This is a genomic window from Variovorax sp. GW821-FHT09B05 (assembly GCF_059418265.1).
In genome coordinates, this window is the sequence record NZ_JBWKPN010000009.1 from 304,872 (window position 1) to 328,044 (window position 23,173).

Here is a 23,173-nt window from a genome sequence, read left to right on the forward strand (position 1 = left end):
TTCCTTTCTCCCGGAGTTCCCATGAACCTTTCGCTTTCCCTGCGCGGCCTCGTCCTGGCCGGCCTCGCCTTCGCCGCCCCGTGGACCTTTGCGCGCGACCTGACCGTCGTGAGCGTCGGCGGCGCGCTGCAGGAGTCCTTCCGCAAGGCCTACTGGCAACCCTATGCCGCCGCGAAGTCCGAGAAGCTGGTGGAGGACAGCAACGTGGTCGGCCTCACCAAGGTCAAGGCCATGGTCGAGTCCGGCAACGTGATCTGGGACCTGGTGCAGATGGACGAGGAGGACGTGGTGGTCGGCTGCGACTCGGGCCTGCTCGAGAAGATCGACTGGGCCAGCGCGGCGCCCGCCACGCGCGACCTGCCCAGGGAGCTGATGAATCCCTGCGGCGTGCCGGCCATGCTGTGGGCCAAGGTGCTCAGCTACGACAGCAAGCGGCTGCCCGATGGCCCCAAATCGTGGGCCGATTTCTGGGACACCAGGCGCTGGCCCGGCAAGCGCGCGCTGCGCAAGCAGGCCAAGCAGACGCTCGAGATCGCGCTGATGGCCGACGGCGTGCCGGCCACCGAGGTCTACAAGCTGCTGGCGACCAAGGCCGGCCAGGACCGCGCCTTCGCCAAGCTCGACCAGATCAAGAAGGACGTGCAATGGTGGGAGGCCGGCGCGCAGCCGATCGAATGGCTGGCCTCGGGCGCGGTGGTGATGGCCTCGGCCTACAACGGCCGCATCGACGCCGCGAACAAGGAGGGCCGCTCGCTCGCGATGGTGTGGAAGAACCAGGTCTACGGGCCGACCGACTGGGTGGTGGTGAAGGGCAGCCCGAACAAGGCCAAGGCGCTCGCGCTGATCGACTACATGAGTGCGCCGGCGCAGCAGAAGCTGTTCGCCGAGACCATCCCCTACGGCCCGGCCAATCCGAAGGCGCAGGCCCTGCTCTCGAAGGCCGTGCTCGACAAACTGCCCAACGCGCCGCAGAACATCGACCAGCCGCTGCTGCAGAACACCGCCTTCTGGGCCGACCATCTCGACGAGCTGCAGCAGCGCTTCGCGAAGTGGGTGTCGAACTGAACGGCACGGCGATGGCGGATAACGCCAGCGGGTTGCAAATCCTGCACACGCCGCTGCATGCGCTGCACCGCCCGGGGCTGCTGGGCGCGCGCGGTGGATGGCGCACATCGCGCGACGTGCCCGAGCGTGTCGACGCGATGCACGCCGCGCTCGGCGAGGCGGGCTTCACTGTGCAGGACAGCACGGTCTCGCACGGACTGGCGCCGCTGGCGCGCGTGCACGAGGCGCGCTACCTCGACTTCCTGGCCACGGCGCATGCCGAGTGGTCGACGCTGTCGGGTGCTTCGGCCGAGGTGCATGCCAACGTGTTCGCGATGCGGCGCCACGGCGAGGGTTATCCGCGTTCGGTCGAGGGCCGCGCCGCCTTCCACTTCCACGACCAGCTGGCCCCGATCGGGCCCACGACCTGGGAGGCCGCGCGCGCCGCCGCGGACCTGGCCGTCGAGGCCGCCGAACGCGTGCTGCGCGGCGCGCGCTGCGCCTACGCGCTGTGCCGGCCGCCCGGCCACCATGCCTATGCCGACATGGCCGGCGGCGGCACCTACCTCAACAACGCGGCGATCGCCGCCGAGCATCTGCGCCAGCGCTTCGCGCGCGTCGCGGTGCTCGACCTCGACGTGCACCACGGCAACGGCACGCAGGACATCTTCTGGCGCCGCGCCGACGTGCTCTTCGTCTCGCTGCATCGCGACCCGGTCGACTACCACCCGTTCTTCGCGGGCCATGCCGACGAGCGCGGCGAAGGGGAGGGCGAGGGCTTCACGCTGAACCTGCCGCTGCCCGCGGGCACGGGTGACGCCGACTACCTGCTGCAGCTATCGGCTGCGCTCGAACGCATCGACCGCTTCGCGCCCCAGGCGCTGGTGGTGTCGCTGGGCCTCGATGCCCACGTGGCGGACCCGGCCGCGGGGCTGCGGCTCACGGAAACGGGCTTCGCCGGCATGGGCCGGCAGGTGGCATCGCTGGGCCTGCCGACGGTGCTGGTGCAGGAGGGTGGCTACAACCCCGCCGTGGTCGGAGCGTCGCTGGTGGCGTTCCTCGACGCCTGGCGCTGAGCGCGCGGGCCGATCAGGCCTCGGCGGCCTCGAGGCTCTGCTCGTATTCCTTGAGGAAGCGCTCGATGCTCGGTCCGGCCGACATCAGGTCAGCCCGGATCGCCGTCACCGCGGCGGCCGGATCGCGGCGCGCGAGCGCGTCGAGCAGCGCATCGTGCTGGCCGTAGCCCTGGTCGTACGAGCCATCGGACTTCTCGTAGAAGGCGCGCAGGATCGGGCCCATCGAGGCCCACATGTTCTCGATCATCGACAGCAGCCGCGGCAGGCCGCAGTGCTCGTAGACGCCGAAATGGAACTCGCGGTTGTAGCGCAGCTGGTTCTCGGGATGGTGCGCCGCCTCGGCCTGCGCAAATTTCTTGTTGATCCGCACCAGCTCCGCCACGTCCTTGTCGCTGACCTTCAGTGCGGCCTGCTCGACCGCCGCGCTCTCGAGCGCCACGCGCACCGTGCGGATCTCGATGTAGCGCTCCAGGCTCAGCGGCGGCACGATGATCTGCTTGGCCGTTTCCATCTCGAGCGCATGCTCGCTGACCAGCCGCAGCAGCGCCTCGCGCACCGGCGTGTCGCTGGTGCCGAACATCTGCGCCGCCTCGCTGATGCGGATCCGGTCGCTGGGCATGAAGCGCCCGGCGATCAGCGATTCGCGCATCTTCGAGTACACGCGCGCGGCGAGGTTGGTCTTGTCGATGGGTTTGATCTTGGGTTTCACGGGTTCTTTTCAGGCGGGTCGCGCGAAAACGAGCATATCGCGGGATTGCCATCCCAAGGCGACGTCCGCGCCCACCACGGTATCGCGCGGCAGCGTGCCGTGGCCGAGCTTGGCCACGATCTGGTCGCCGTTGCGCAGCCGCGCGATCAGCCGCGTGTGGTCGCCCAGGTAGACCAGGTCGACCACCTCGGCGCTGACCTGCACGCCCTGGCCGTCGGCCAGCCGCACGCACTCGGGCCGCACCAGCGCGCAGCCCGCGCCTGCCGGATGCGCTGCCTGCCCCTGGCCGGCCTCGGGCAGCGGGATCCGCAGGCCGTCGCGCAGCTGCAGCACGCCCGCGGCCTCGATGGTGCCGTCGAGCCGGTTGTTCTCGCCGATGAAGGTGGCGATGTAGTCGGTGGCGGGCGCGTCGTAGATGGTGCGCGGCGGCGCCAGCTGCTCGATGCGGCCGTCGTGGAAGACCGCGACCCGGTCGGACATCGTCAGCGCCTCGCCCTGGTCGTGCGTGACGTAGACCACCGTGACGCCCAGCTCGCGGTGGATCTGTTTGATCTCGTACTGCATGTGCTCGCGCAGGTTCTTGTCGAGCGCGCCGAGCGGCTCGTCCATCAGCACCAGCTCGGGGTCGAACACCAGCGCGCGCGCCAGCGCCACGCGCTGCTGCTGGCCGCCCGAGAGCTGGCCCGGCTTGCGCTCGGCCATGCCCGCGAGCCGCACCAGCTGCATCGCGCGGTCGACCTTGTCGCGCAGCGCCTGCCCCGAGATGCCGCGCATCTTGAGCGGATAGGCCAGGTTCTGCGCCACGCTCATGTGGGGGAACAGGGCGTAGTTCTGGAACACCATGCCGATGCCGCGCTTGTGCGGCGGCACGTCCTGGATCGGCCGGCCGTCCATGAGGATGCGTCCGCGCGTCGGGTTCTCGAAGCCGGCCAGCATCATCAGCGTGGTGGTCTTGCCCGAGCCCGAGGCGCCCAACAGGGTGAGAAATTCGCCGCGGCGGATCGCCAGGTTCAGGTCGGGGATGACGAGGTGCTCGCCGTCGTAGCTCTTCTGGACGCCGATCAGCTCGATCAGCGGACGTTCCGTCGTGGTGTTCACGCTGCTTCCTTTCGCGCTGCGGCGGGTGCCTTCCATGGATCGCGCGCGGCCACCTCGTCGAGCGCGGCGCCGAGGGTATGCGCCATCCATTCGACCTGGGCCTCGTCGAGCACGTAGGGCGGGCTCAGCGCGATCACGTCGCCCATGTTGCGCACGATCAGGCCGCGCTCGCGCGTGGCCTGCTCGACCTGGGCACCCACGCCCTGCGCGGGATCGAAGGCCTCGCGCGTGTCGCGGTTGCGCACCAGCTCGATGCCCGCGATGAAGCCCTTGCCGCGGATCTCGCCGACCAGCGGATGCGCGGCCAGCGGCGCCAGGCTCGCATGCAGCCGCTCGCCGAGGCGCCGGGCATGGGCCGGCAGGTCCATCTGCTCGTAGATCGACAGCGCCTCGAGCGCCACGGCCGCGCCCAGCGGATGGCCGGAGTAGGTGAAGCCGTGGCCGAAGCCGCCGGTGCGGCCGCTCTCGGCCTCGATGACCTCGTAGACCCGCGGCGCCACCACCACGCAGGAGATCGGCGCGTAGCCGGCCGACAGCCCCTTGGCGCAGGCCATCATGTCGGGCTCGAAGCCGAAGGACTGCGCGCCGAACCATTCGCCGGTGCGGCCGAAGCCGCAGATGATCTCGTCGGACAGCATCAGGATGCCGTGGCGCCGCAGCACCGCCTGCACGCGCGGGAAGTAGCCCTCGGGCGGCACCAGCACGCCGCCGGCGCCGATGATCGGCTCGGCGATGAAGGCCGCGATGGTGCCGGCGCCCTCGCGCTCGATGGTCTGTTCCAGGTCGGCCACCAGCCGGTCGACGAAGGCCGCGTCGCTCTCGCCGGGCAGCGCGTGGCGGTAGGCCGAGGGGCATTCGAGCCGCACGATGCCGGGGATCGGCAGGCCGAAGGCGGCATGCATGTTCGGCAGGCCCGAGAGGCTAGCGCCCATCACCGTCGAACCATGGAAGCCGCGCTGGCGCGCCAGGATCTTGCGGCGCGCCGGCTCGCCGCGCGCGATGTGGAAGTTCCAGGCCAGCTTGACCATGCTGTCGTTGGCCTCCGACCCCGAGGTGGCGAAGAACACGCGCGCATCGCGCATCGGTGCCAGCGCCGCCACCTTGGCCGCGAGCAGCGAGGCGACGTCGGTCGAGCGGTGGTTGAAGGTGTGGTAGTAGGGCAGCCGGCGCATCTGGCGCAGCGCGGCGTCCACCAGCCGCGATTCCGAGAAACCCAGCGAGGCGCACCACAGGCCGGCCATGCCCTCGAGGTAGCGCTGGCCGTGCTCGTCGAACACGTAGGCGCCTTCGCCGCGCACCATCACGAGCGGGCCGCGGCTGCGATGGGTCTGGAGGTTGGTCTGGGAATGCAGGTGGTGTGCCGTGTCGGCCTTGCCGACGGCGCTGTGGCGCGCCGTGTCCGGGGAGAGGGTTTCGATGTCGGTCATGGTCTGGGGTTGGATGCAGGATATATCCTATATGACGAATCGAAACGGTGCAAGCCGATGGCTGGCGGCGCGAAAACGCTGGATGGAGGGGGGCGGCGGGCACGCGAAGGCCCATGCGCGGCGCGCCCGGGCCGACGGCGACCGGGCGGAGGGAATACCAAAGGATGAAGGGGCTCGGCGCTCGCGCCCTCAGCGGTGGAGGGCGTTGGTCAGGGAAAAGATGGCGCCAGGAAGCTGCCGGACAAAGCTGTGCACCGCACAAACTTTAAGCAGACTGTTGTTTCCCCTTTGAAAACAACGAGTTAGATCGCTTTTACAACGCAGTACCTGAGTTATCCACAAAGTTGCCCACGGAAAATGGGGAGCACTTGGACATCATCAGCTCGCGCGCGGAGAAGGCGCGGCGCAGGTGGGGCCGCGCCAGCGCGAAGGCCGGGCGGTCGCGCTCCTCGATCCAGTGCGAACCCGCGCCGTAGACCGCGTTCTGCACCTCGCACACGATGCGGGCCTCGCGCCGCGCTGCGGCCGTGGCCGGCACCCACATGCCGCCATCGTGGTGCTCGTCGTCCTCGTGGTGGCGCACATCCCAGCGCCAATGGACGCGGATCTGGGCGGTCTCCACACCCGGAAAGATCTCGGCGATGAAATTGTTAAAAATCATTAACTGCATGCTAGGCAGGCCCAGCGGAGGCACAAGGGCCGCCGGCGAAACCTGCCTTCAAGGCTGTGCAGTTTTCCTCACTTTTTGACACATTTTTGTTCCGTGTCACGTTTCTTTTGTTCCCGAGGGAACGTAACGCCCGTAACGCCGGCAGCCCCAAAAGGGCGGTCAGGCGCCCGGATTCAGGCGTCGAACGGCAGCCGCAGGCCGCTTTGCGTATCGAACAGGTGGACCTTGCGCACGTCGGGCAGGAAGCCGACCCGGTCGTCGACCCGGGCCTGGGTGCGCTCGCGCAGCACGCAGTTCAACCGCAGCGTCTCGCCGATGCCGAGCACCACGTGCGTCTCGGGGCCGGTCGGCTCGATCGACCGCACCACGGCCGAGCCCTCGCCCGGAGCGCCGCCGCCCAGCGCGATGTCCTCGGGCCGCACGCCGTAAGTGCAGTCCTGGCCGGCCCAGCGCCGTGCCGCCTCGGGCAGCGCCAGCACCAGGCCTTCTGGGGTGCGCAGCACCGGCGCGCCGCCGTCGGGCGATTCGACCCGGCCCGGCACGAAGTTCATGGCCGGCGAGCCGATGAAACCCGCCACGAAGACGTTGCGCGGCCGGTCGTAGAGCTCGAGCGCCTCGCCCATCTGCTCGACCACGCCGTCTCGCATCACCACGATGCGGTCGGCCATGGTCATGGCCTCGATCTGGTCGTGGGTGACGTAGACCATGGTGGTGCCGAGTCGGCGGTGCAGCGCCTTGATCTCGGCGCGCATCTGCACGCGCAGCTTGGCGTCGAGGTTCGACAGCGGCTCGTCGAACAGGAACACCTGCGGATCGCGCACGATGGCACGGCCCATGGCCACGCGCTGGCGCTGGCCGCCCGAGAGCTGTTTCGGAAAACGCTGCATCAGCGGCTCGAGCCCGAGGATCGCGGCCGCGTTGGCCAGCCGGCGCTCGATCTCGGCCTTGGGCTCGTTGCGCATCTTCATCGCGAAGGCCATGTTGTCGGCCACCGTCATGTGGGGGTAGAGCGCGTAGTTCTGGAACACCATCGCGATGTCGCGCTCCTTGGCCGGCAGGTGGTTCACCAGCCGCTCGCCGATCCGGATCTCGCCCGCGCTCACGCGCTCGAGCCCCGAGATCATGCGCAGCAGGGTCGACTTGCCGCAGCCCGAGGGCCCGACCAGCACCACGAACTCGCCGTCGGCCATCGGGATGCTGACCTCCTTGATGACGGCCGTGTCGCCGAAGGACTTGCTGACCTTGTCGATCTGGATCGCTGCCATGGCGCGCTCAGGCCTTCGCTTGCACCGCGCGCCATGCCTCGTAGGCGCGGCGGCTCTCGTCCGAGGGCGGGTAGAGGCCGAAGGTGGAAGCGCCCTGGTCGACCTGGCGTGTGACGTAGTCCTCGAACTCGGTCATCTGCGCGGCCTCCTCGGCCACCTCGTCGACCAGGTGCGGCGGGATCACGATCACGCCCTCGGCGTCGCCCACGATGACGTCGCCCGGGTAGACCGGCACGCCGCCGCAGCCGATGGGCACGTCGATGTCCATCGCATGGTGCTTGGTGAGGTTGGTCGGCGCGGCCGGCTGGCGGCAGTACACCGGGAAGTCGAGTTCGCGCAGCTCGGGCGTGTCGCGAAAGCCGCCGTCGGTGACCGCGCCCGCGGCGCCGCGCCGCAGCATGCGCGTGATCAGGATGGCGCCGGCCGAGGCCGCGCTGGCGTCGCCGCGGCTGTCGATCATCAGCACGTGGCCCGGCGGAATGGTCTCGACCACCTTGCGCTGGGCGTTCTCGCGGTCGGCGAACACGCCCAGGTGGTCGAGGTCCTCGCGCGCCGGGATGTAGCGCAGCGTGGTCGCCAGGCCCACCATGCGCGCGGCGCGCCGGTTCAGCGGCAGCGCGCCCTGTACCACGGCATTGCGCAGGCCGCGCTTGAACAGCGCGGTCGACAGGGTGGCGATGCTGATGCCGCGCAGTTGCGCCGCGCGCTCGGGGCTGAGGGTCGGGGTCGTGGAGGTGGTCATGGATGAAGGCCTGGAAAAGTGGATCTGTGCGGTGGATCAGGCGTTGCCGATCGGCTGCGCGAAGGCGAGGCGGTTGCGCTCGCGCGCCTGCTGCAGCTGCGGGTGCGCGAGCAGGGTGCGCAGCAGCGCCTGGTCGGCATCGGACAGCTCGGGCCGCGCGGCCGCCTCGACGCTGGCCGACAGCTGTTCGGGCGTGCCCGCGCCGACGATCAGGCCGTCGACGCCGGGCTGCGCCAGCGTCCAGCGGATGGCGGCGCGCGCCACCGCGGCGCGGTCGTCGATGCCGGCGGCCGCGGCGATGCGGAACAGCTCGCCCTTCATGAAGACCTCGCGCACCACCACGCGCACGCCCATGGCCCGCGCGGCGGGAATCAGGCGCTCGAGGGCACCGTCGTCGGCCAGGTTGAAGTTGAGGTTCAGCGAGGCGAAGGCACCGGTCTCGAGCAGCGTGAGGTAGGTGGCCGCGCCCGAGAAGCTGTCGGCCGCGGCGCAACGGATCAGCCCTTCCTGCTGGAGCGCGCGCACCGCTTGCGCGAGCTTGGCGGGAAAGGCGCGGTCCTGCTCGATGGCGTCCTTCAGGATGCCGAGATTGAGGATTTCGATGCACTCGCGGCCCATCAGCGCGAGGATGCGCAGCACCTCTTCGCGCAGCTGGCCCGGCGCGACCATCCGGCGGTTGCCGGGGTCGTAGCCGTAGACCATGCCTTCGGGCCGGGTCTGCACCACGGCCGCTCCGGGTGGCGGCAGTTCGCGCAGGTTGCGGCCCAGCGCCTCCTTCTCCGAATCCATGGTCACGTCGAAGCTGTCGATGCCCAGCGCGTAGGCGCGCTCGAGCACCGAGCGGCGCAGCGGTCCGCCGAAGTCCGGGAACAGGTGGCCGGGCGTGACCGCGAGGCGCAGGTCCTCGTTGAAGGCGCGCGAGCGGCCGTCGGGCAGGTACTCGTGCCCGCCGAGCACGATGCGTGAGAGCCGTACGCCGCTGGCGCCCAGGGTGAAGTGGTCCATCGGCGTCATCCCTTCACGGCCGAGCCGGCCGAACTCTTGACCAGGTAGCGCTGCAGGAACACATAGGCCCCCGCGGGAATGGCGCAGCCGATGACGGTGGCGGCCATGATGTCGGACCACAGCACGCGGAACTGGCCCACCAGGTTGGTGATGCCCAGCGTCATCGTCTGTTTGCTGGGTTCGCTGATCAGGCACAGTGCCCACAGCAGGTCGCCCCAGGCCAGCAGGAAGGCGAACACCATGGTCGCGACCAGCCCGGGCAGGATGTTCGGCAGGATGCAGTGCCACAGGCATTGCAGCCGCGAGGCGCCGTCGATCTCGGCGGCCTGGTCGATCTCCAGCGGCACGCTGTCGATGTAGCCCTTGAGCATCCAGACCGAGAACGGCAGCGTCAGCGTGGTCTGCGCGAGGATCAGCCCGAGGTGGGTGTTGTAGAGCCCCGCGAAGGACATCATCTTGAAGTAGGGCCCCACCAGCAGCACGCCCGGGATCACCTGGCTCGCGAGGAACATCACCATCATGGTGTCGCGCCCGCGGAAGCGGAAGCGCGAGAAGCCGTAGGCGCAGAACACGCCGATGGTGGCCGAGAGCAGGGCGGTGGCGCCCGAGACCTGCAGGCTGTTGAGGAAGTAGCGCACCAGCCCCTCCTGCCCCCAGATGCGCGCATAGGCATCGACCGTGAAGGACTGCGGCAGGATCGTGGCGGGAAAGCTCGTGACCTCGATGTCGGTCTTGAACGACGACGACACCATCCAGAAGAAGGGCAGCAGGTTGTAGAGCGCCATCGCGGCCAGCGCCGCGTAGAGGCCGAGCCAGCGCGCGAAGCCGCCGCCGCTCTCGTCGTGGGTGCGCATCACTTGTCCTCCTTGAGCGTGAGCCGCACGTAGGGCACCGCGAGCACCATCAGGATGGCGGCGAGCACGACCGCGATCGACGAGGCATAGGCGGTGTCGAAGAACTGGAAGTAGTTCTTGTAGACCTGCAGCGAGAGGTTCTGCGTGGCGTAGCCGGGGCCGCCACCGGTCATGCCGTAGACCATGCCGAACAGCCGGCATTCCCAGATCGCGTCGAGCACCACCGCCAGCAGGATCATGGTGCGCAGGTTGGGCAGCGTGATGTGGCGGAACTTCTTCCAGGCGCCGGCGCCGTCGATCTCGGCCGCCTCGTACTGGTCGCGCGGTATCGCCTGCAGGCCGGCCAGCAGGATCAGCATCACGTAGGGATAGCCGCGCCAGGTCTCGGCCACGATCACCGACAGCAGCGACAGCGAGGGATCGCCGAGCCAGTCGATCGGGCCGGGCAGGTCGAGCCGCTGCATCACCGCGTTGATGCCGCCGGTGAGCGTGTCGAAGATGAAGCGGAAGATCAGCCCGCCGATCACGTCGGGCATGGTCCACGGCAGGATCGCGATGACGCGGAACAGCCAGCGCGCCTTCATGTCGAGGTTGAGCAGCATCGCCACGCCCAGCCCGAGCACGAGGTGCAGGCTCACGACGGTGCCGACGAACAGCGCGGTGTTGAACAGGGTGCGCGCGAACTCGGCATCGCCCAGCAGCCGCCGGTAGGCGCCCAGGCCCATCGGCGCGCTGCCGCCGGCGCCGAAGCTCTGGAACACCGAGGCGATGGCCGGGAACCCCAGGATCACCACCATCAGCACCACGGCGGGCATGACAAAGGCATAGCCCGCGCCGCGGGACTCGTCGGACATCGTCGGTTCCTTCGCTCGAACGCCGGGGGCTTACTGCTTGAGCAGCGCTTCGATCTGCTGGTGGGCGTCGGCCAGCGCCTGCTCGCGCGGCTTCGAGCCCGCCACCGCGGCCTGCAGGTTCTGGCGGAAGATCTCCAGCGCCTGCGGCCACTTCGGCGTCTGCGGCAGGAAGGCGCCGTGCGCGATCTCGGCCGCGACGATGCGCGCCGATTCGCTGTTGGCGATCTTGTCGTAGCCCTCGTTCACGCTCTTGCGCGACGACAGCATGTTGTTGTCGTCGAACCATTTCTTCATGCTCGCGCTGTCGGTCAGGTACTTCGCGAGCTTCCAGGCTTCCTCGGGATGCTTGCTGTTCTTGCCAACGAAGATCGACTTCTGGAACAGCGTGGTACGCACCTGCTTGCTGCTGCCGGCCGGCTGCGGCATCGGCGCCATCGCCAGCACGTTCCAGCCGTCGAGCTGCGGGTTCATCGCGCTGACCTCGGGGTAGCTCCAGGTGGTGCCGATCTTCATCGCCACGGTGCGGTTGGCCAGCAGCCGGCGCGAGCCGTTGGCGTCGACCTGCGCGGCTCCGGGCGGCACCGACTTGTCGACCAGGATCAGGTCGACGATGAAGTTGAAGGCCGCCTTGGCCTCGGGCGTGTCGAGCGCCGAATGCTGGCCGTCGGGCGTGATGAAGTCGGCGCCGAAGCCGCGCAGGATCGACGACACGCGCAGGTCGAAGCCCGCCGGCGCGAGCACCACCGAGAAGCCCCAGCGGTCGATCGCCGAGCCACCGGTCGACGAGCGCGTGAGCTTCTTCGCGGCGGCGCGGAACTCGTCCCAGGTCTTGGGCGGCCCGGCCACGCCGGCCTCGGCGAACAGCTTCTTGTTGTAGACCAGGGTCATCGCGACGGTGTTCATCGGGATGCCGTAGGTCTTGCCGGTGACGGTGACCGGCAGCAGCGAGTTCGGATAGAAGTCGGCCAGGAAGTTGCCGCCTTCCTTCTGGATGTAGGGCGTGAGGTCGCGCACCCAGCCCTCGGCGATGTACTGGCGCACCGGGTTGGCGTCGAGCGCGAACACGTCGGGGCCTTCGCCCGCGCGGATCGCGGTGCTGTACTTCACGTCGCGCTGCGCCAGCGGCACCGGCTCGCGCTTGACCTTGATGCCGGGATTGGCCTTCTCGAAGGCGTCGATCACGCCGTTGAGCGACTTGCCCCAGACGTCCTGCGCGAGCTGCCAGTCCGAATAGGTGATCGTGACATCGGCATGCGCCGACATGGCCGCGGCCATGCCCGCACCCGCCACCATGGCCCGCAGCAGATGTGCGGCCCGCAGGGATAGCTTCATTTCTTGTCTCCGGTTTCCGAGGTTGTCGCTCATGACGCCTTCTTCGTGGCGTTCTGGGATACTAGTATACCAGTTGAGCCAAATCAAGTTCTTTCGCGATCGGCCGGCCCATAATCGGCCGCGATCCCACTTTCCGAACAAGATGAATGCGCCTTTGCTGAAGCCCGCGCTGAAGATGCCGCCGCGCGAAAGCACCAGCCAGCAGGTCTACGAACTGCTGCGCACCGCCATCGTCAATGCCACGCTGGCGCCGGGCCGCGCGATCTCGGAGATCGAGATGGCGAACCAGCTCGAGGTGAGCCGCACGCCGGTGCGCGAATCGTTCCGCCGGCTGGCCGCCGAAGGCTTTCTCAAGGTGGTGCCGCAGGTGGGCACCGTGGTCTCGAAGATGAGCCGGCGCGAGCTGATGGACGCGCTGTTCATCCGCGAGTCGATCGAATGCGCGGCCGCGCGCCTGGCTGTGAAGGCCCCGCTCGAGGAGCGCGAGGCGCTGCACCGGCTGATGCTGCGCCAGCGCGCGGCCGTCGACCGCGGCGACATCGAGGAGGGCCTGAACAAGGACGAGGACCTGCACCGCGGGCTGATCGACCTGTCGGGCCATCCGCGCGCCTGGGAGCCGGTGCGCCAGGCGCGCGCGCACATGGAACGCGTGCGCCGCATGGCGATTCCCGAACTGCAGAGCAACATCAAGGCCGCCGAGCAGCATGAGCGCATCGCCGCGGCGCTGGTGGCGGCCGACACCGAGCTGCTGGTGAGGGAGCTGCAGGCGCACATCCGGCTTATCGAAGGGTTCATCGAGGGCATCTCGGCGCGGTACCCGGACTACTTCGAGGACTGAAGCGCACCAATGAAACGCGCAAAAAAACACCCGCCGAAGCGGGTGTATCCCTTGCGGGCCCAGAGGGAGGTTCTTCTTGCTCTTCTTGGCACCCTGGTGCGTGACAGCGACGCCATGTTCGATGCGAAGCCGTAAGAGACGCGTCAGCCTTTGGGAGGCAGCGCGTGTAGGCCATTGCAAAAATCGTGAAGAATTGCTCAGAATTATTCATATGGGATGCCGAAAAGCCCGCCCTCCCATAGAAATGTCGGTGTCGTCTGACGTGAGATGACTGTTTCAGGCTCGAACATCCTTGTGTCCGGCCGTTCCTCCCTCGGCTGGGCGCCTAGTGTGTGACAGCAACTTAGGCTTCGCGCCCGGCCTCGTGCCGGGCGCTTTTCTTTGTGCCGCCCGATCCAGCCCCCGAGTCCGCGTAAAGCTTGTGTGAAACCGTGCCAATAAGAATCATTCTTATTAAAATGATTTCAATAGTGTTACAGCCGAGGATCAGGCATGGACAAGTTCATGGCACGTGCCGAGTGCGAATGGCTCGCACAGTTTTTTCCGGATCCGGGGGCGGACACCGTGCCAGCACCGCCGAGCCAGCGCGGGAACGCCCCTCTCAAGCAAGAGGCCGCCACAAGCCGCGCGCCCTGGCATCGGGCGATCCGGTTGTCGGTCGCGCGCGTGCTGCGCCCTGGCGCGCCCAAGGCTGGCGCCTGAGCCGATGCCGGCCCGGCGCTGAACTCAGCGCCGACGCAGGGCCCGGCTCAGATGCGGATCCGCTTCCTCGTCATCGGGCGCATCGGCGCCCAGGCTGACTTCCACCGTGTGGAGGTGGCTGCGCAGCAGCGCCAGTGCTTCCTCGGTCGATCCGCTTTCGATCAGGGCGATCAATTGCGCATGCTCGTCCTGCAGGCATTCGGTGTGCTTGTCGTATTCGTGCTGGTAGAGCAGCAGGATCAGCGCGATCCGCCCGACCAACTGATCGAGCGTCTGCGCGAGCAGGTCGTTGCCCGCGAGCCGCGCGAGCAGCACGTGGAATCCCGCGCCGAGCCGGCGCACCTCCTCCATGTCGTTGCCCACGCGCGCCGCGCGCTCCTGCTTGACGTGCGCGCGCAGCGCCGCCAGGTCCTTCTTGCTATGGGCCTGCGACAGCTTCTCCAGTGAGTGGCGCTCGATCGCCCAGCGCAGATCGAAGGTGTCGCGCGCTTCCTTCGGCGTGGGCTTGGCCACCGAGGCGATCTTGCCCGGCGTGAGATCCACCAGCCCCTCGCGCGCCAGGCTCTGCAGCGCCTGTCGCACCACCGTGCGGCTCACGCCGTAGAGCTTGCCCAGGCTCACTTCGCGCAGCTGCGTGCCCGGCAGCAGGCGGTGGGCAGCGACCGCTTCCCGGATGCTGTCGCTGATCTCTTCGTTCTTGGTAGACATGGTCCGGGATTGTAATTAGACTGAATCGGTATACCGATATAGAGTACTGACTCAGAATTCAGACTCCCCACACACCCTCGAGGACAACGCCCCATGATCGAATTTCGCCCGGCTGTCGCAGCCTTCGCGGCCTTCTTCTGCGCCACCACCGCACTCGCGGCCGAGCCGCTGCAGATCGGCTTCGTCTATCAAAGCCCCGTCTCCGACGTCGGCTGGGTGGCCGTCCACGAAAGCGCGCGCAAGCAGCTCGAGAAGGAATTCGGCAACCGCATCAAGACCCAGGTGGTGCAGGACGTGAAGGCCGGCCCCGACGGCGCGCGCGTGATCCGCGAGCTGGTCGGTAACGGGGCCGGGCTGATGGTGCTCGGCAGCTTCGGCTACATGAACGACGGCCTGAAGGCGGCCGCCGAGAACCCCAAGGTCAACTTCGTCCACGCCAGCGGCTTCAGGCAGGCCGCCAACTTCGGCACCTACAACGCGCGCTGGTACGAGGCCGCCTATGTGGCCGGACTGGTGGCGGGCAAGGTCACGAAGTCGAACAAGCTCGGCTACGTCGGCGCGCTGCCGATCCCCGACGTGGTCTCGACCATCAATGCCTTTGCGCTCGGCGCGCAGAAGAGCAACCCGGCCGCCAAGGTCTCGGTGGTGTGGGTCAACGAGTGGTTCAACCCCGGCAGCGAGCGCGACGCCGCCAACACCCTGATGCAGCAGGCCGCCGACGTGATCGGCTCCGGCTTCCAGGACAACCCGGCCGTGCTGCAGGCGGCCGAAGCCAAGGGCGTCTGGTCGATCGGCATGTTCTCTGACCATCGCAAGTCCGCACCGCAGAAGCTGCTGACCTCGCTCACGCACGACTGGACGCCCTACCTGCGCCAGGCCGTGCAGGACACGCTCGACGGCAGGTTCAAGGGCACGGCCTATGCCGCGACCCTGGCCAACGGCGGGGTGAGCCTCGCGGACTGGAACCCCGGCGTGCCGGCCGACGTGGTCCAGATGGCGAAGCAGGCGCGCGCCGACATCGTGGCCGGCAAGCTCAAGGTCTTTGCCGGACCGCTCAAGGACAACACGGGCAAGCAACGCGCGGCCCCGGGCGCCGCGCTGTCCGATGCCGAGGTCGCCGGCATGAACTGGTTCGCCGAGGGCATCCAGGGCGCGATCCCGCGCTGAGGCCCGGCCATGAACCAGACCGCAGACACAGCGGCGACCTCCGCCGACTGGTTTCCCGTGGAGTTTTCGCGCAACCTGCTGCCGGGACAGGTGCTGCAGTCCACGCTGCTCGGCCATGAACTGGCCCTGTGGCGATCGGCCTCGGGCGCGATGGAGGTGTGGGAGAACCGCTGTCCGCACCGCAGCGTGCGGCTCAGCCTCGGCTTCGTCGTCGGGGAAGAACTGATCTGCCGCTACCACGGCTGGCGCTACGGCCGCGACGGCCACTGCGTGTCGGTGCCCTCGTCGCCGAAGGACGCGAGCCCGCCGGCCGCCTGTGCGCGCACCTACCTCAGCCGCGAGAGCTACGGCATCGTCTGGGCCAGCCTCGCACGCATGCCGGCCGGCTATCCGCCGCGCCTTGGCGACGGCCTCGTGCCGTCGCGCAGCTTCACGGTCGACCTCGATGCCGACACCTTCGCGCTGCAGGCCGAACGCGCGGGCTGGTTGCAAGGGCAGAGCACTTGCGTCTGGCAAGAAGGTGCGTTGGCCCTGCTGATCCAGCCGCTGTTGCCCGGCACCTCGATCGTCCACCTGCTCGTCGCGCGGGGTGCATCGAGCCTCGACAAGCAACGGGCCATCGAAAGCACCAAGACCCATATCGCCCAATGGACGGCCGCGACCCGCACCCCGAGGGAGACCGAACATGCCTGACACCATCGATCCCGCGATCGCGGCCGACTGGCTCGCCATCGGCGACAGCCTGGGCCTCGCGCCCGGCACGAGCCGGCGAGCGCGACTGCTGGGCCACGACCTGCATGTGCGCCGCCAGCCCGACGGCGCGCTCGAGGCCTGGTTCGAGGCCGAACCCGCGAGGCCTTGCCACGCCGCCGACCACTGCGGCTTCATCCTGCTGTGCCTCGGCGATGCGCCCAAGCCACTGTTCGAACTGGCGGCCTTCGCGAACCCCGCGCGACGCTTCCTCTACATGGGCGGCTTCGGCATCCACAGCGGCCCGCTGCGCGTGGTGGAGAACTTCCTCGACATGGCGCATTTCCCCTTCGTCCACGCCCACATCTTGGGTTCTGAGGAAGCGACCGAGGTGCGCGGCTACGAGGTCGAGCTCGACGCGCGCCAGGAGCTCTGGGCCCGCGACTGCAAGTTCATCCAGCCGCTGGCCTCCGCGGACGCGAAGGGCGGGGCGGATGTCGACTACGTCTACCGTGTCGTCAACCCTTTCTCGCCGATGCTCTACAAGCATCCGGCGGGCCGTTCGGCCGAGCTCGCCGACATCATCTTCCTGTTCATCCAGCCCACCGACGAAGAGCGCTGCATCGCGCACTTCGCGATCAGCCTGTTCGATGCCCAAAGCTCGAGCGGCGAGATCATGGCCTTCCAGCAGAACATCCTCGGGCAGGACAAGCCGATCCTCGAGAACCACGTCCACAAGAAGCTGCCGCTCGATCCGCGCATCGAGGTGCCTTCACGCGCCGACGCCGCCTCGAGCACCTTTCGCCGCTGGCTGCGCGACATCCACCTGCGCTGGGGCGTCGAGGCGCAGAGCACCGAGCCGCGGCCGCGGCTCACCGTAGAGGTCTCGGCCAAGCGAACCTTGGCGCAGGACATCGTCGAGTTCAGGCTGCGCTCGCCACACCGCGGCCCCTTGCCGGGCGCCACTGCGGGCTCGCACCTCGACGTGCACCTGCCGAACGGCCAGATCCGCCAGTACTCGGTCTGCGGCCAGGACGACGAGGGCTACACGATCGCCGTCAAGCGCGAGGCCGATTCGCGTGGCGGTTCCATCGCCTTGCACGAGTCGGTGCAGGCCGGCATGCAGCTCGAGATCGGACTGCCGAAGAACAACTTCCGGCTCGACCCGCGCATCGAACACGCGGTGCTGATCGCGGGCGGCATCGGCATCACGCCGATCCTCGCGATGGCGCGCGATCTCGTGGCAAGGGGAAACCGGCCAGCCCTTCATTACTTCTGCCGTTCGGCCGAGCATGCGGCGTACCGTGCCGAGCTCGAGGCACTGCTGGGCGCGAACCTGCATCTGCACCTGGGCCTGTCGCCGCAACAGACCGAAGACCGGATACGGCAGGCACTGCAAGCCGGTGGCGATGCGCATGCCTTCGCCTGCGGCCCCGCGCCGCTGATGCAATGCATCGAGCGCGTCGCGGCAGAACTCCATTGGCCCGCCGAGCGCGTGCACTTCGAATACTTCCGACGCGCCACGCCCGTGGAGGCCACCGGCCCCGCCTTCACCGTCGAACTCGCGCGCAGCGGCCGCCGCGTGCAGGTCGCGAGCGACACCACCATCGTCGAGGCACTGCGCGCGATCGACATCCACCTCGACACCAGTTGCGAACAGGGCGTCTGCGGCACCTGCCTGTGCACCGTCATCGACGGTGAGCCCGACCACCGCGACCAGTACCTGAGCGCGGGCGAGAAGGCGTCCCACATGCAGATGCTGCCCTGCGTCTCGCGGTCGCGCTCGGCGACGCTGGTGCTCGATCTCTGAGGGCGCGCGATGATCAAGCTCTACAACGAACAGCTGTCCGGCAACTGCTACAAGCTGCGGCTCTTCATGGCCTTGCTCGGCATCGCCCATGAACGCGTGCCGGTCAACTTCCACCCTGGACGCGAACACAAGCAGGCCGAGTTCCTCGCGCTCAATCCCTTCGGCCAGTTGCCCGTGATCGACGACGACGGCTTCGTGCTGCGCGATGCGCAGGCCATCCTCGTCTACCTCGCGAGCGGCCACGACAGCACAGGCACCTGGTTCCCCGCCGATCCGAAGCGCCGCGCCCAGGTCATGCTGTGGCTCACGGTGGCCGAGGACATCACGCGCAGCGCCTCGGCCGCGCGCCTGCACGATGCCTTCGGCTACGACTTCGACGCACCGGCCTGCCGCGTGGCCGCGCACAAGCTGTTCGCGCACATCGAAGACCACCTGGGCGACCGCGAGGCCGCGGGCGAGGGCTGGCTGGTCGGCGCCACGCCCACGCTCGCCGACATCGCCTGCTTCCCCTACATCGCGCTCGCGCCCGAGGGCGGCATCGCGTTGACGCGCTATCCCGCGCTGCGACGCTGGATCGCACGCGTCAAGTCGATCCCCGGCTTCATCGGCATGCCCGGCATCTTCGCGCTCGGCATCGACGCCGAAGCCTCCTGATGCGTCGCGGGGCGCCCCGCTGATTCGCCTCAAAAAACCTCATCCCGGTCGATTGGTCCGGGTCGCCGCGTCCCTTAACCTCGGTCGCGAGGCAGCAAAGCACTGCCTCGATTCGACCCAGGACAGGAGACAAGCCATGACCCCAACGAGCGCGACCGCCGCGCCGGCCGCCGATGCACGCGGCTTCGAACCCGACGCGCCGATCCGCTGCCGCGATTTCCGCATCGGTGCCATCGGCGCCGGCTTCATCATGGCGGACGTGCAGCTCGCGGCCTACCGCGAGGCCGGCTTCCCCGTGGTGGCGATCGCATCGCGCACCCGTTCCAAGGCGGCCGACGTGGCCGAGCGCTGGAACATCCCCACGGTGCACGACACGCCCGAAGCGCTGATCCGCGACCCGCAGGTGCAGATCGTCGACATCGCCTTCCCGCCCGACCGCCAGCCCGAACTGATCCGCCTCGCGCTCGCGCAGCCGCACGTGAAGGCGGTGCTCGCGCAGAAGCCGCTGGCGCTCGATCTCGACACGGCGCGCGCGCTGGCCGAGGAGGCGCGCGCGGCCGGCAAGCCGCTGTCGGTGAACCAGAACATGCGCTTCGACCAGTCGATGCGCGTGCTCAAGCAGTTGCTCGACCGCGGCGAGCTCGGCACGCCGGTGCTCGCCACCATCGAGATGCGCGCCATCCCGCACTGGCAGGAGTTCCTGCGCGGCTACGGCCGCCTCACGCTGGCCAACATGAGCGTGCATCACCTCGACGTGCTGCGCTTCCTGTTCGGCGAGCCCGAGGACATCTACACCGCCGCGCGGCCCGATCCGCGCACCGGCTTCGAACACAGCGACGGCATCGTCTGCTCGACCCTGCGCTTTCGCAGCGGCGTGATGGCGCTCAGCATGGAGGACGTCTGGACCGGCCCGCACGGCGAAGGTTTCGATGCCGGCATCTTCATCAAGTGGCGCGTCGAGGGCACCGAGGGCGTGGCCGAAGGCACCATCGGCTGGCCCGACTATCCCGAAGGCAGCCCGAGCACGCTGCGCTACAGCTCGCGCCACGGCACGGGCGGCGAATGGGTCGCACCGAGCTGGTCCACGCGCTGGTTCCCGCAGGCCTTCGCGGGCGTGATGGAACAGCTGCAATGGGCGCTCGCCCAGGGCGAGGCGCCGCTGCTCGACGTCGCCGACAACGTGAAGACCATGGCGCTGGTCGAGGCCGGCTACCGCTCGCTCGAAGAGCGGCGTGCGGTGCCGCTGGCCGAGTTCGGCGTCTGAGCCGCGCGCTTTCCCCGCATCCCCACCCACAACCCATCGGAGACAACCCATGATCCAAGTCGGCATCTTCAGCGGCTACTTCCCCTATGCACTCGAGGAGTCCGCGCGCCGCATCAAGGCGCAGGGCTTCAACACCGTGCAGCTCGACCTCGCGTTCAAGGACATCGACTTCTCCACGCCCGAGGCCATCACGCGCGAGAAGTGCCACCGCGTGCGCGACACCTTCCGCCGCCATGACCTGCCGATCAGCTGCGTGTCGGCCTACACGAACATCGTCCACCCCGACGCCGGCGAGCGCAAGCGCCGCAACGACTACCTCAAGGCCACCTTGCGCCATGCGCGCGACTGCGGCACGCCCTACGTGATCAGCGAGACTGGCACAGTCAACCCCGACAGTGACTGGTCCTCGCATCCCGACAACAAGAGCGAGCGCGCCTACGCCGACTGCGTGAAGGTGGTGCGCGAGCTCGCGCAGGAGGCGCACGACCACGGCGCGGTGTTCCTGGTCGAGACCTACGTCAACAACATCATCGGCTCGGTCGAGGAGACGCTGCGCCTGTTCGCCGACGTCAACCATCCGGGACTGGGCCTGCTGATGGACCCGACGAACTACTTCGAGACCCACAACATCGACCGCATGGACCAGGTGCTCAACCAGATGTTCGACGCGCTCGGCGACAAGGTCCGCATCGCGCATGCCAAGGACGTGAAGCGCGCCGCGGGCGACGACAAGAGCGAGAAGTTCGCCGACATCGACGCCTCCGAAGCGCACCAGTTCCGCGGCGTGGGCGAGATCGAGCTGCCGGCGCCGGGCCTGGGCGCGCTGAACTACGACCTCTACCTCAAGCGGCTCGCGCAGCACCATCCGAACATCCCGATCATCATCGAGCACCTCGACGAATCGGACGTGCCGCGCGCCAAGCGCTTCCTCGACGACAAGCTGCTGGAGGCTGGCGCGTGATCCAGCTCCACGGCCGCCACTGGACCCGGCGCGAACTGCGCGAACACGCGGGCACGCTCGCGCAGTTCGCGGGCGTGCGCCTGGTGACGCTGGGCGACGGCGTGGAACGCGGCATCCGCTGCCTCGAGTTCCGCACCGGCACCGGCTTCGCGTTCCAGGTGCTGGTCGACCGCGCGATGGACGTGGGCGCCTGCGAATACCGAGGCGCGGCCATCGGCTGGCAATCGCCCACGGGCTTCCGGCATCCGGGGCTGCACGAGAACGCCGACGAGGGCGGCCTCGGCTGGCTGCGTTCCTTCTCGGGCCTGCTCGTGACCTGCGGCCTCGACCACACGCTGTTCATGGACAGCGACCCGGCCGGCCACTACCACTACACGCCGCGCAAGAGCGTCGACAGCGGCCTGCACGGCCGCATCGCGAACATTCCCGCGCGGCTCACCGGCTATGGCGAGCGCTGGGAGGGCGACGACTGCATCCTCTGGTGCGAAGGCGTGGTGCAGCAGTCGGCCGTGTTCGGCGAGGACCTGCACCTGGTGCGGCGCATCGAGGCGCGCGTGGGCGAGCACGGCTTCACGCTGCACGACCGCGTGGTCAACCACGGCTTCTACCGCACGCCGCACATGTTCTGCTACCACATCAACGCCGGCCATCCGGTGCTCGACGAGGGCAGCCGCTACATCGCGCCGATCCGCCACACGCCGTGGGCCGCGCATGCCGACGCACTGCGCAAGCAATCGGTGGGCTACCGCACCCAGCCCGGACCGCAAGCCGACTTCCACGAGCAGGTCTACGAGCACGCGATGGCGGCCGATGCCCAAGGGCGCATCCCGGTCGCGCTGGTCAACGAGGGCTTCGACGGCGGCCATGGCATCGGCCTCGCGGTCGAGGTCAACCGCGACGAATTTCCGTGCCAGTTCCAGTGGCAGAACTACCAGCGCGGCCAGTACGCGATGGGCATCGAGCCGAGCACCAACCACGTGCTGGGCAAGCCCTTCGCGCGCGAGCGCGGCGAGCTGATCTGGCTCGAGCACGGCGACGAGCGCCGCTACACCACGCGCTTCTCGGTGCTCGACGGGCGCGGCGAGATCGCGGCCTTCGAGGAGCGCGTCCGCGCCATCTGCGCGCAGCCCGCCGACGAGTACCCGGTCATCACCGGCCGCTGGGACTGAGGCGCGAAGATGGGCGAGCCGGTGCGGACATCGCGGCAGGGCGTCTCGTTGCGCGGAATACTCGGCGACATGAAGACGAAGACATCGACGCCCCCCGCCGAGGCCCCCGGCCGCTCGCGCCTGGCCGACGTCGCGCGCGTGGCCGGCGTTTCGAAGGCCACGGCCGACCGCGCGCTGCATGCGCGCAAGGGCGTGCGCTCGGCCACGGTGCAGCGCGTGGTACGCGCGGCCGCGCAGCTGGGCTACCTGCCCGACGAGAGCCTGCGCCAGGTGCTGCGCCCCAGGCCGATGGAGCTGATCTTCCTGCTGCCGGCCGGCACCAACCAGTTCATCCGCATGCTCGGCGACTACGTCGGCATCGTCGAGAAGCAGCTCGAGCCCTTCAACGTGCGCTGCCGCCGTGTCGAGATTGAGGGCTTCGATGCCGAGGTGCTCGCGGCGCGGCTGCTGCGCCATGGCCGGCAATGCGACGGCATCGCCTTCGTGCCGCTCGAGCATCCGGCCGTGCGCGAGGCTGTCGCCACGCTGGCCGATCAGGGCGTGCACCTGCTCACGCTGCTGTCGGATCTGCCGGGCTCGCGGCGCGCTGCCTATGTGGGCATCGACAACCATGCGGCCGGCCGCACCGCGGGCTATCTCATGGGCCGCATGCTCGACCGCAAGTCGGGCAAGGTCGGCCTGATCGCGGGCAGCCTCAGCTACCGCGGCCACGAGGAGCGCGAGGTCGGCTTCCTGCAGGTGCTGGCCGAGCAGTTCCCGGGGCTGCGCGTGGTGGGCCTGCGCGAGGGCCACGACGACGTGGCGCAGAACTACCGCCAGGCGCGCACGCTGCTGCGCCAGCATGCCGACCTGGTGGCCCTCTACAACATCGGCGGCGCCTCCGAAGGCATCGGCCGCGCGCTCAAGGAGGCGGGCCTCGACCGCAAGGTGGTCTTCATCGGCCACGAGATCACGCCCGACACCCGCGCCATGCTGATCGACGGCACGCTCGACGCGGCCATCAACCAGAACCCGCAGACCGAGGTGATGAACTGCGTGCGCATCTTCGCCAACCTGCGCGCGGGGCGCGATGCGCTCGCGGGCGTGGAGCCGGTGCGCGCCGGCATCGCGGTGCGCGAGAACCTGCCCTGATCC

General features: G+C 68.7%; 23 protein-coding genes. 12 read left to right on the forward strand and 11 right to left on the reverse strand.

Annotation, left to right across the window (positions count from 1 at the left end):
• Positions 1 to 21 precede the first annotated feature (21 nt).
• Together AC07RM_RS24135 and AC07RM_RS24140 are read left to right on the forward strand one after the other, a co-directional pair.
• On the forward strand, positions 22 to 1,065 hold the full coding sequence (locus AC07RM_RS24135; RefSeq protein ID WP_495336176.1) for an ABC transporter substrate-binding protein: 1,044 nt from the start codon (positions 22 to 24) through the stop codon (positions 1,063 to 1,065).
• Between the two features lie 11 nt (positions 1,066 to 1,076).
• Positions 1,077 to 2,120, forward strand: coding sequence for a histone deacetylase family protein (locus tag AC07RM_RS24140; protein WP_495336177.1), 1,044 nt, complete (start codon positions 1,077 to 1,079; stop codon positions 2,118 to 2,120).
• 13 nt (positions 2,121 to 2,133) lie between these two features.
• Here the strand turns inward: AC07RM_RS24140 and AC07RM_RS24145 are convergent, their stop codons facing one another.
• The 10 genes from AC07RM_RS24145 to AC07RM_RS24190 form a co-directional block, all read right to left on the reverse strand.
• Positions 2,134 to 2,829, reverse strand: coding sequence for a GntR family transcriptional regulator (locus AC07RM_RS24145; protein ID WP_495336178.1), 696 nt, complete (start codon positions 2,827 to 2,829; stop codon positions 2,134 to 2,136).
• A 9-nt stretch (positions 2,830 to 2,838) separates the two neighbouring features.
• A complete protein-coding gene (locus AC07RM_RS24150) occupies positions 2,839 to 3,963 on the reverse strand; it encodes an ABC transporter ATP-binding protein (RefSeq protein ID WP_495336179.1) in 1,125 nt (374 codons plus the stop codon).
• Entirely contained in the window at positions 3,924 to 5,354 is a 1,431-nt protein-coding gene (locus tag AC07RM_RS24155) for an aminotransferase (RefSeq protein ID WP_495336180.1), read from the reverse strand. Before AC07RM_RS24155 ends, AC07RM_RS24150 begins: the two co-directional genes overlap by 40 nt.
• A 313-nt stretch (positions 5,355 to 5,667) precedes the next feature.
• On the reverse strand, positions 5,668 to 6,024 hold the full coding sequence (locus AC07RM_RS24160) for a hypothetical protein (protein WP_495336181.1): 357 nt from the start codon (positions 6,022 to 6,024) through the stop codon (positions 5,668 to 5,670).
• 173 nt (positions 6,025 to 6,197) lie between these two features.
• Positions 6,198 to 7,289, reverse strand: a complete 1,092-nt coding sequence (locus AC07RM_RS24165) for an ABC transporter ATP-binding protein (protein ID WP_495336182.1) — start codon at positions 7,287 to 7,289, stop codon at positions 6,198 to 6,200.
• 7 nt (positions 7,290 to 7,296) lie between these two features.
• Positions 7,297 to 8,031, reverse strand: a complete 735-nt coding sequence (locus tag AC07RM_RS24170; RefSeq protein ID WP_495319504.1) for a ribonuclease activity regulator RraA — start codon at positions 8,029 to 8,031, stop codon at positions 7,297 to 7,299.
• Between the two features lie 36 nt (positions 8,032 to 8,067).
• Complete coding sequence (locus tag AC07RM_RS24175; protein WP_495336183.1) at positions 8,068 to 9,036, reverse strand: aldo/keto reductase; 969 nt, start codon at positions 9,034 to 9,036, stop codon at positions 8,068 to 8,070.
• Positions 9,037 to 9,041: 5 nt separating this feature from the next.
• Positions 9,042 to 9,890 carry a carbohydrate ABC transporter permease gene (locus AC07RM_RS24180; protein ID WP_296783404.1) on the reverse strand — a complete coding sequence of 283 codons (849 nt, stop codon included), beginning with the start codon at positions 9,888 to 9,890 and terminating at the stop codon, positions 9,042 to 9,044.
• On the reverse strand, positions 9,890 to 10,744 hold the full coding sequence (locus AC07RM_RS24185) for a carbohydrate ABC transporter permease (protein ID WP_208513550.1): 855 nt from the start codon (positions 10,742 to 10,744) through the stop codon (positions 9,890 to 9,892). The genes AC07RM_RS24180 and AC07RM_RS24185 overlap by 1 nt, the downstream gene beginning before the upstream one ends.
• A 30-nt stretch (positions 10,745 to 10,774) precedes the next feature.
• Entirely contained in the window at positions 10,775 to 12,076 is a 1,302-nt protein-coding gene (locus tag AC07RM_RS24190) for an ABC transporter substrate-binding protein (protein ID WP_495336184.1), read from the reverse strand.
• Positions 12,077 to 12,218: 142 nt separating this feature from the next.
• Here AC07RM_RS24190 and AC07RM_RS24195 point away from each other — a divergent pair, with 142 nt between their 5' ends.
• Both AC07RM_RS24195 and AC07RM_RS24200 read left to right on the forward strand, forming a co-directional pair.
• Complete coding sequence (locus tag AC07RM_RS24195) at positions 12,219 to 12,914, forward strand: GntR family transcriptional regulator (protein WP_208513552.1); 696 nt, start codon at positions 12,219 to 12,221, stop codon at positions 12,912 to 12,914.
• Positions 12,915 to 13,406: 492 nt separating this feature from the next.
• Positions 13,407 to 13,616 (forward strand): hypothetical protein, encoded by a 210-nt coding sequence (locus AC07RM_RS24200; protein ID WP_495336185.1) that lies wholly within the window; start codon positions 13,407 to 13,409, stop codon positions 13,614 to 13,616.
• Between the two features lie 24 nt (positions 13,617 to 13,640).
• Here the strand turns inward: AC07RM_RS24200 and AC07RM_RS24205 are convergent, their stop codons facing one another.
• Positions 13,641 to 14,324: a GntR family transcriptional regulator gene (locus tag AC07RM_RS24205; protein ID WP_093345670.1), complete on the reverse strand. Its 684-nt coding sequence runs from the start codon at positions 14,322 to 14,324 to the stop codon at positions 13,641 to 13,643.
• Positions 14,325 to 14,417: 93 nt separating this feature from the next.
• Between AC07RM_RS24205 and AC07RM_RS24210 the strand changes: the two genes are divergently transcribed.
• The 8 genes from AC07RM_RS24210 to AC07RM_RS24245 all read left to right on the forward strand — a co-directional run bounded on the left by AC07RM_RS24210 (position 14,418) and on the right by AC07RM_RS24245 (position 23,170).
• The gene (locus AC07RM_RS24210; protein ID WP_495336186.1) at positions 14,418 to 15,491 is read left to right on the forward strand and encodes a BMP family ABC transporter substrate-binding protein; all 1,074 of its coding nucleotides are present in this window, start codon (positions 14,418 to 14,420) and stop codon (positions 15,489 to 15,491) included.
• 9 nt (positions 15,492 to 15,500) lie between these two features.
• The gene (locus tag AC07RM_RS24215; RefSeq protein ID WP_495336187.1) at positions 15,501 to 16,184 is read left to right on the forward strand and encodes a Rieske 2Fe-2S domain-containing protein; all 684 of its coding nucleotides are present in this window, start codon (positions 15,501 to 15,503) and stop codon (positions 16,182 to 16,184) included.
• Positions 16,177 to 17,991, forward strand: a complete 1,815-nt coding sequence (locus tag AC07RM_RS24220) for a 2Fe-2S iron-sulfur cluster-binding protein (RefSeq protein WP_495336188.1) — start codon at positions 16,177 to 16,179, stop codon at positions 17,989 to 17,991. The genes AC07RM_RS24215 and AC07RM_RS24220 overlap by 8 nt, the downstream gene beginning before the upstream one ends.
• A gap of 9 nt (positions 17,992 to 18,000) precedes the next feature.
• Positions 18,001 to 18,645, forward strand: coding sequence for a glutathione S-transferase family protein (locus tag AC07RM_RS24225; protein ID WP_495336189.1), 645 nt, complete (start codon positions 18,001 to 18,003; stop codon positions 18,643 to 18,645).
• A gap of 136 nt (positions 18,646 to 18,781) precedes the next feature.
• Entirely contained in the window at positions 18,782 to 19,909 is a 1,128-nt protein-coding gene (locus AC07RM_RS24230) for a Gfo/Idh/MocA family protein (RefSeq protein ID WP_495336190.1), read from the forward strand.
• Positions 19,910 to 19,958: 49 nt separating this feature from the next.
• Positions 19,959 to 20,870, forward strand: coding sequence for a sugar phosphate isomerase/epimerase family protein (locus AC07RM_RS24235; RefSeq protein WP_398493603.1), 912 nt, complete (start codon positions 19,959 to 19,961; stop codon positions 20,868 to 20,870).
• Positions 20,867 to 22,039 (forward strand): aldose 1-epimerase family protein, encoded by a 1,173-nt coding sequence (locus AC07RM_RS24240; RefSeq protein ID WP_495336191.1) that lies wholly within the window; start codon positions 20,867 to 20,869, stop codon positions 22,037 to 22,039. Before AC07RM_RS24235 ends, AC07RM_RS24240 begins: the two co-directional genes overlap by 4 nt.
• A gap of 69 nt (positions 22,040 to 22,108) precedes the next feature.
• On the forward strand, positions 22,109 to 23,170 hold the full coding sequence (locus AC07RM_RS24245; protein ID WP_495336192.1) for a LacI family DNA-binding transcriptional regulator: 1,062 nt from the start codon (positions 22,109 to 22,111) through the stop codon (positions 23,168 to 23,170).
• Positions 23,171 to 23,173: the final 3 nt, after the last annotated feature.

Bases quoted from the DNA above. Each gene is read 5' to 3' on its own strand.
- AC07RM_RS24135 (WP_495336176.1), top strand. From the start codon at position 22: ATGAACCTTTCGCTTTCCCTGCGCGGCCTCGTCCTGGCCGGCCTCGCC.
- AC07RM_RS24140 (WP_495336177.1), top strand. From the start codon at position 1,077: ATGGCGGATAACGCCAGCGGGTTGCAAATCCTGCACACGCCGCTGCAT.
- AC07RM_RS24150 (WP_495336179.1), bottom strand. From the start codon at position 3,963: ATGGAAGGCACCCGCCGCAGCGCGAAAGGAAGCAGCGTGAACACCACG.
- AC07RM_RS24155 (WP_495336180.1), bottom strand. From the start codon at position 5,354: ATGACCGACATCGAAACCCTCTCCCCGGACACGGCGCGCCACAGCGCC.
- AC07RM_RS24160 (WP_495336181.1), bottom strand. From the start codon at position 6,024: ATGCAGTTAATGATTTTTAACAATTTCATCGCCGAGATCTTTCCGGGT.
- AC07RM_RS24165 (WP_495336182.1), bottom strand. From the start codon at position 7,289: ATGGCAGCGATCCAGATCGACAAGGTCAGCAAGTCCTTCGGCGACACG.
- AC07RM_RS24170 (WP_495319504.1), bottom strand. From the start codon at position 8,031: ATGACCACCTCCACGACCCCGACCCTCAGCCCCGAGCGCGCGGCGCAA.
- AC07RM_RS24175 (WP_495336183.1), bottom strand. From the start codon at position 9,036: ATGGACCACTTCACCCTGGGCGCCAGCGGCGTACGGCTCTCACGCATC.
- AC07RM_RS24180 (WP_296783404.1), bottom strand. From the start codon at position 9,890: ATGCGCACCCACGACGAGAGCGGCGGCGGCTTCGCGCGCTGGCTCGGC.
- AC07RM_RS24185 (WP_208513550.1), bottom strand. From the start codon at position 10,744: ATGTCCGACGAGTCCCGCGGCGCGGGCTATGCCTTTGTCATGCCCGCC.
- AC07RM_RS24190 (WP_495336184.1), bottom strand. From the start codon at position 12,076: ATGAAGCTATCCCTGCGGGCCGCACATCTGCTGCGGGCCATGGTGGCG.
- AC07RM_RS24195 (WP_208513552.1), top strand. From the start codon at position 12,219: ATGAATGCGCCTTTGCTGAAGCCCGCGCTGAAGATGCCGCCGCGCGAA.
- AC07RM_RS24200 (WP_495336185.1), top strand. From the start codon at position 13,407: ATGGACAAGTTCATGGCACGTGCCGAGTGCGAATGGCTCGCACAGTTT.
- AC07RM_RS24205 (WP_093345670.1), bottom strand. From the start codon at position 14,324: ATGTCTACCAAGAACGAAGAGATCAGCGACAGCATCCGGGAAGCGGTC.
- AC07RM_RS24210 (WP_495336186.1), top strand. From the start codon at position 14,418: ATGATCGAATTTCGCCCGGCTGTCGCAGCCTTCGCGGCCTTCTTCTGC.
- AC07RM_RS24215 (WP_495336187.1), top strand. From the start codon at position 15,501: ATGAACCAGACCGCAGACACAGCGGCGACCTCCGCCGACTGGTTTCCC.
- AC07RM_RS24220 (WP_495336188.1), top strand. From the start codon at position 16,177: ATGCCTGACACCATCGATCCCGCGATCGCGGCCGACTGGCTCGCCATC.
- AC07RM_RS24225 (WP_495336189.1), top strand. From the start codon at position 18,001: ATGATCAAGCTCTACAACGAACAGCTGTCCGGCAACTGCTACAAGCTG.
- AC07RM_RS24230 (WP_495336190.1), top strand. From the start codon at position 18,782: ATGACCCCAACGAGCGCGACCGCCGCGCCGGCCGCCGATGCACGCGGC.
- AC07RM_RS24235 (WP_398493603.1), top strand. From the start codon at position 19,959: ATGATCCAAGTCGGCATCTTCAGCGGCTACTTCCCCTATGCACTCGAG.
- AC07RM_RS24245 (WP_495336192.1), top strand. From the start codon at position 22,109: ATGAAGACGAAGACATCGACGCCCCCCGCCGAGGCCCCCGGCCGCTCG.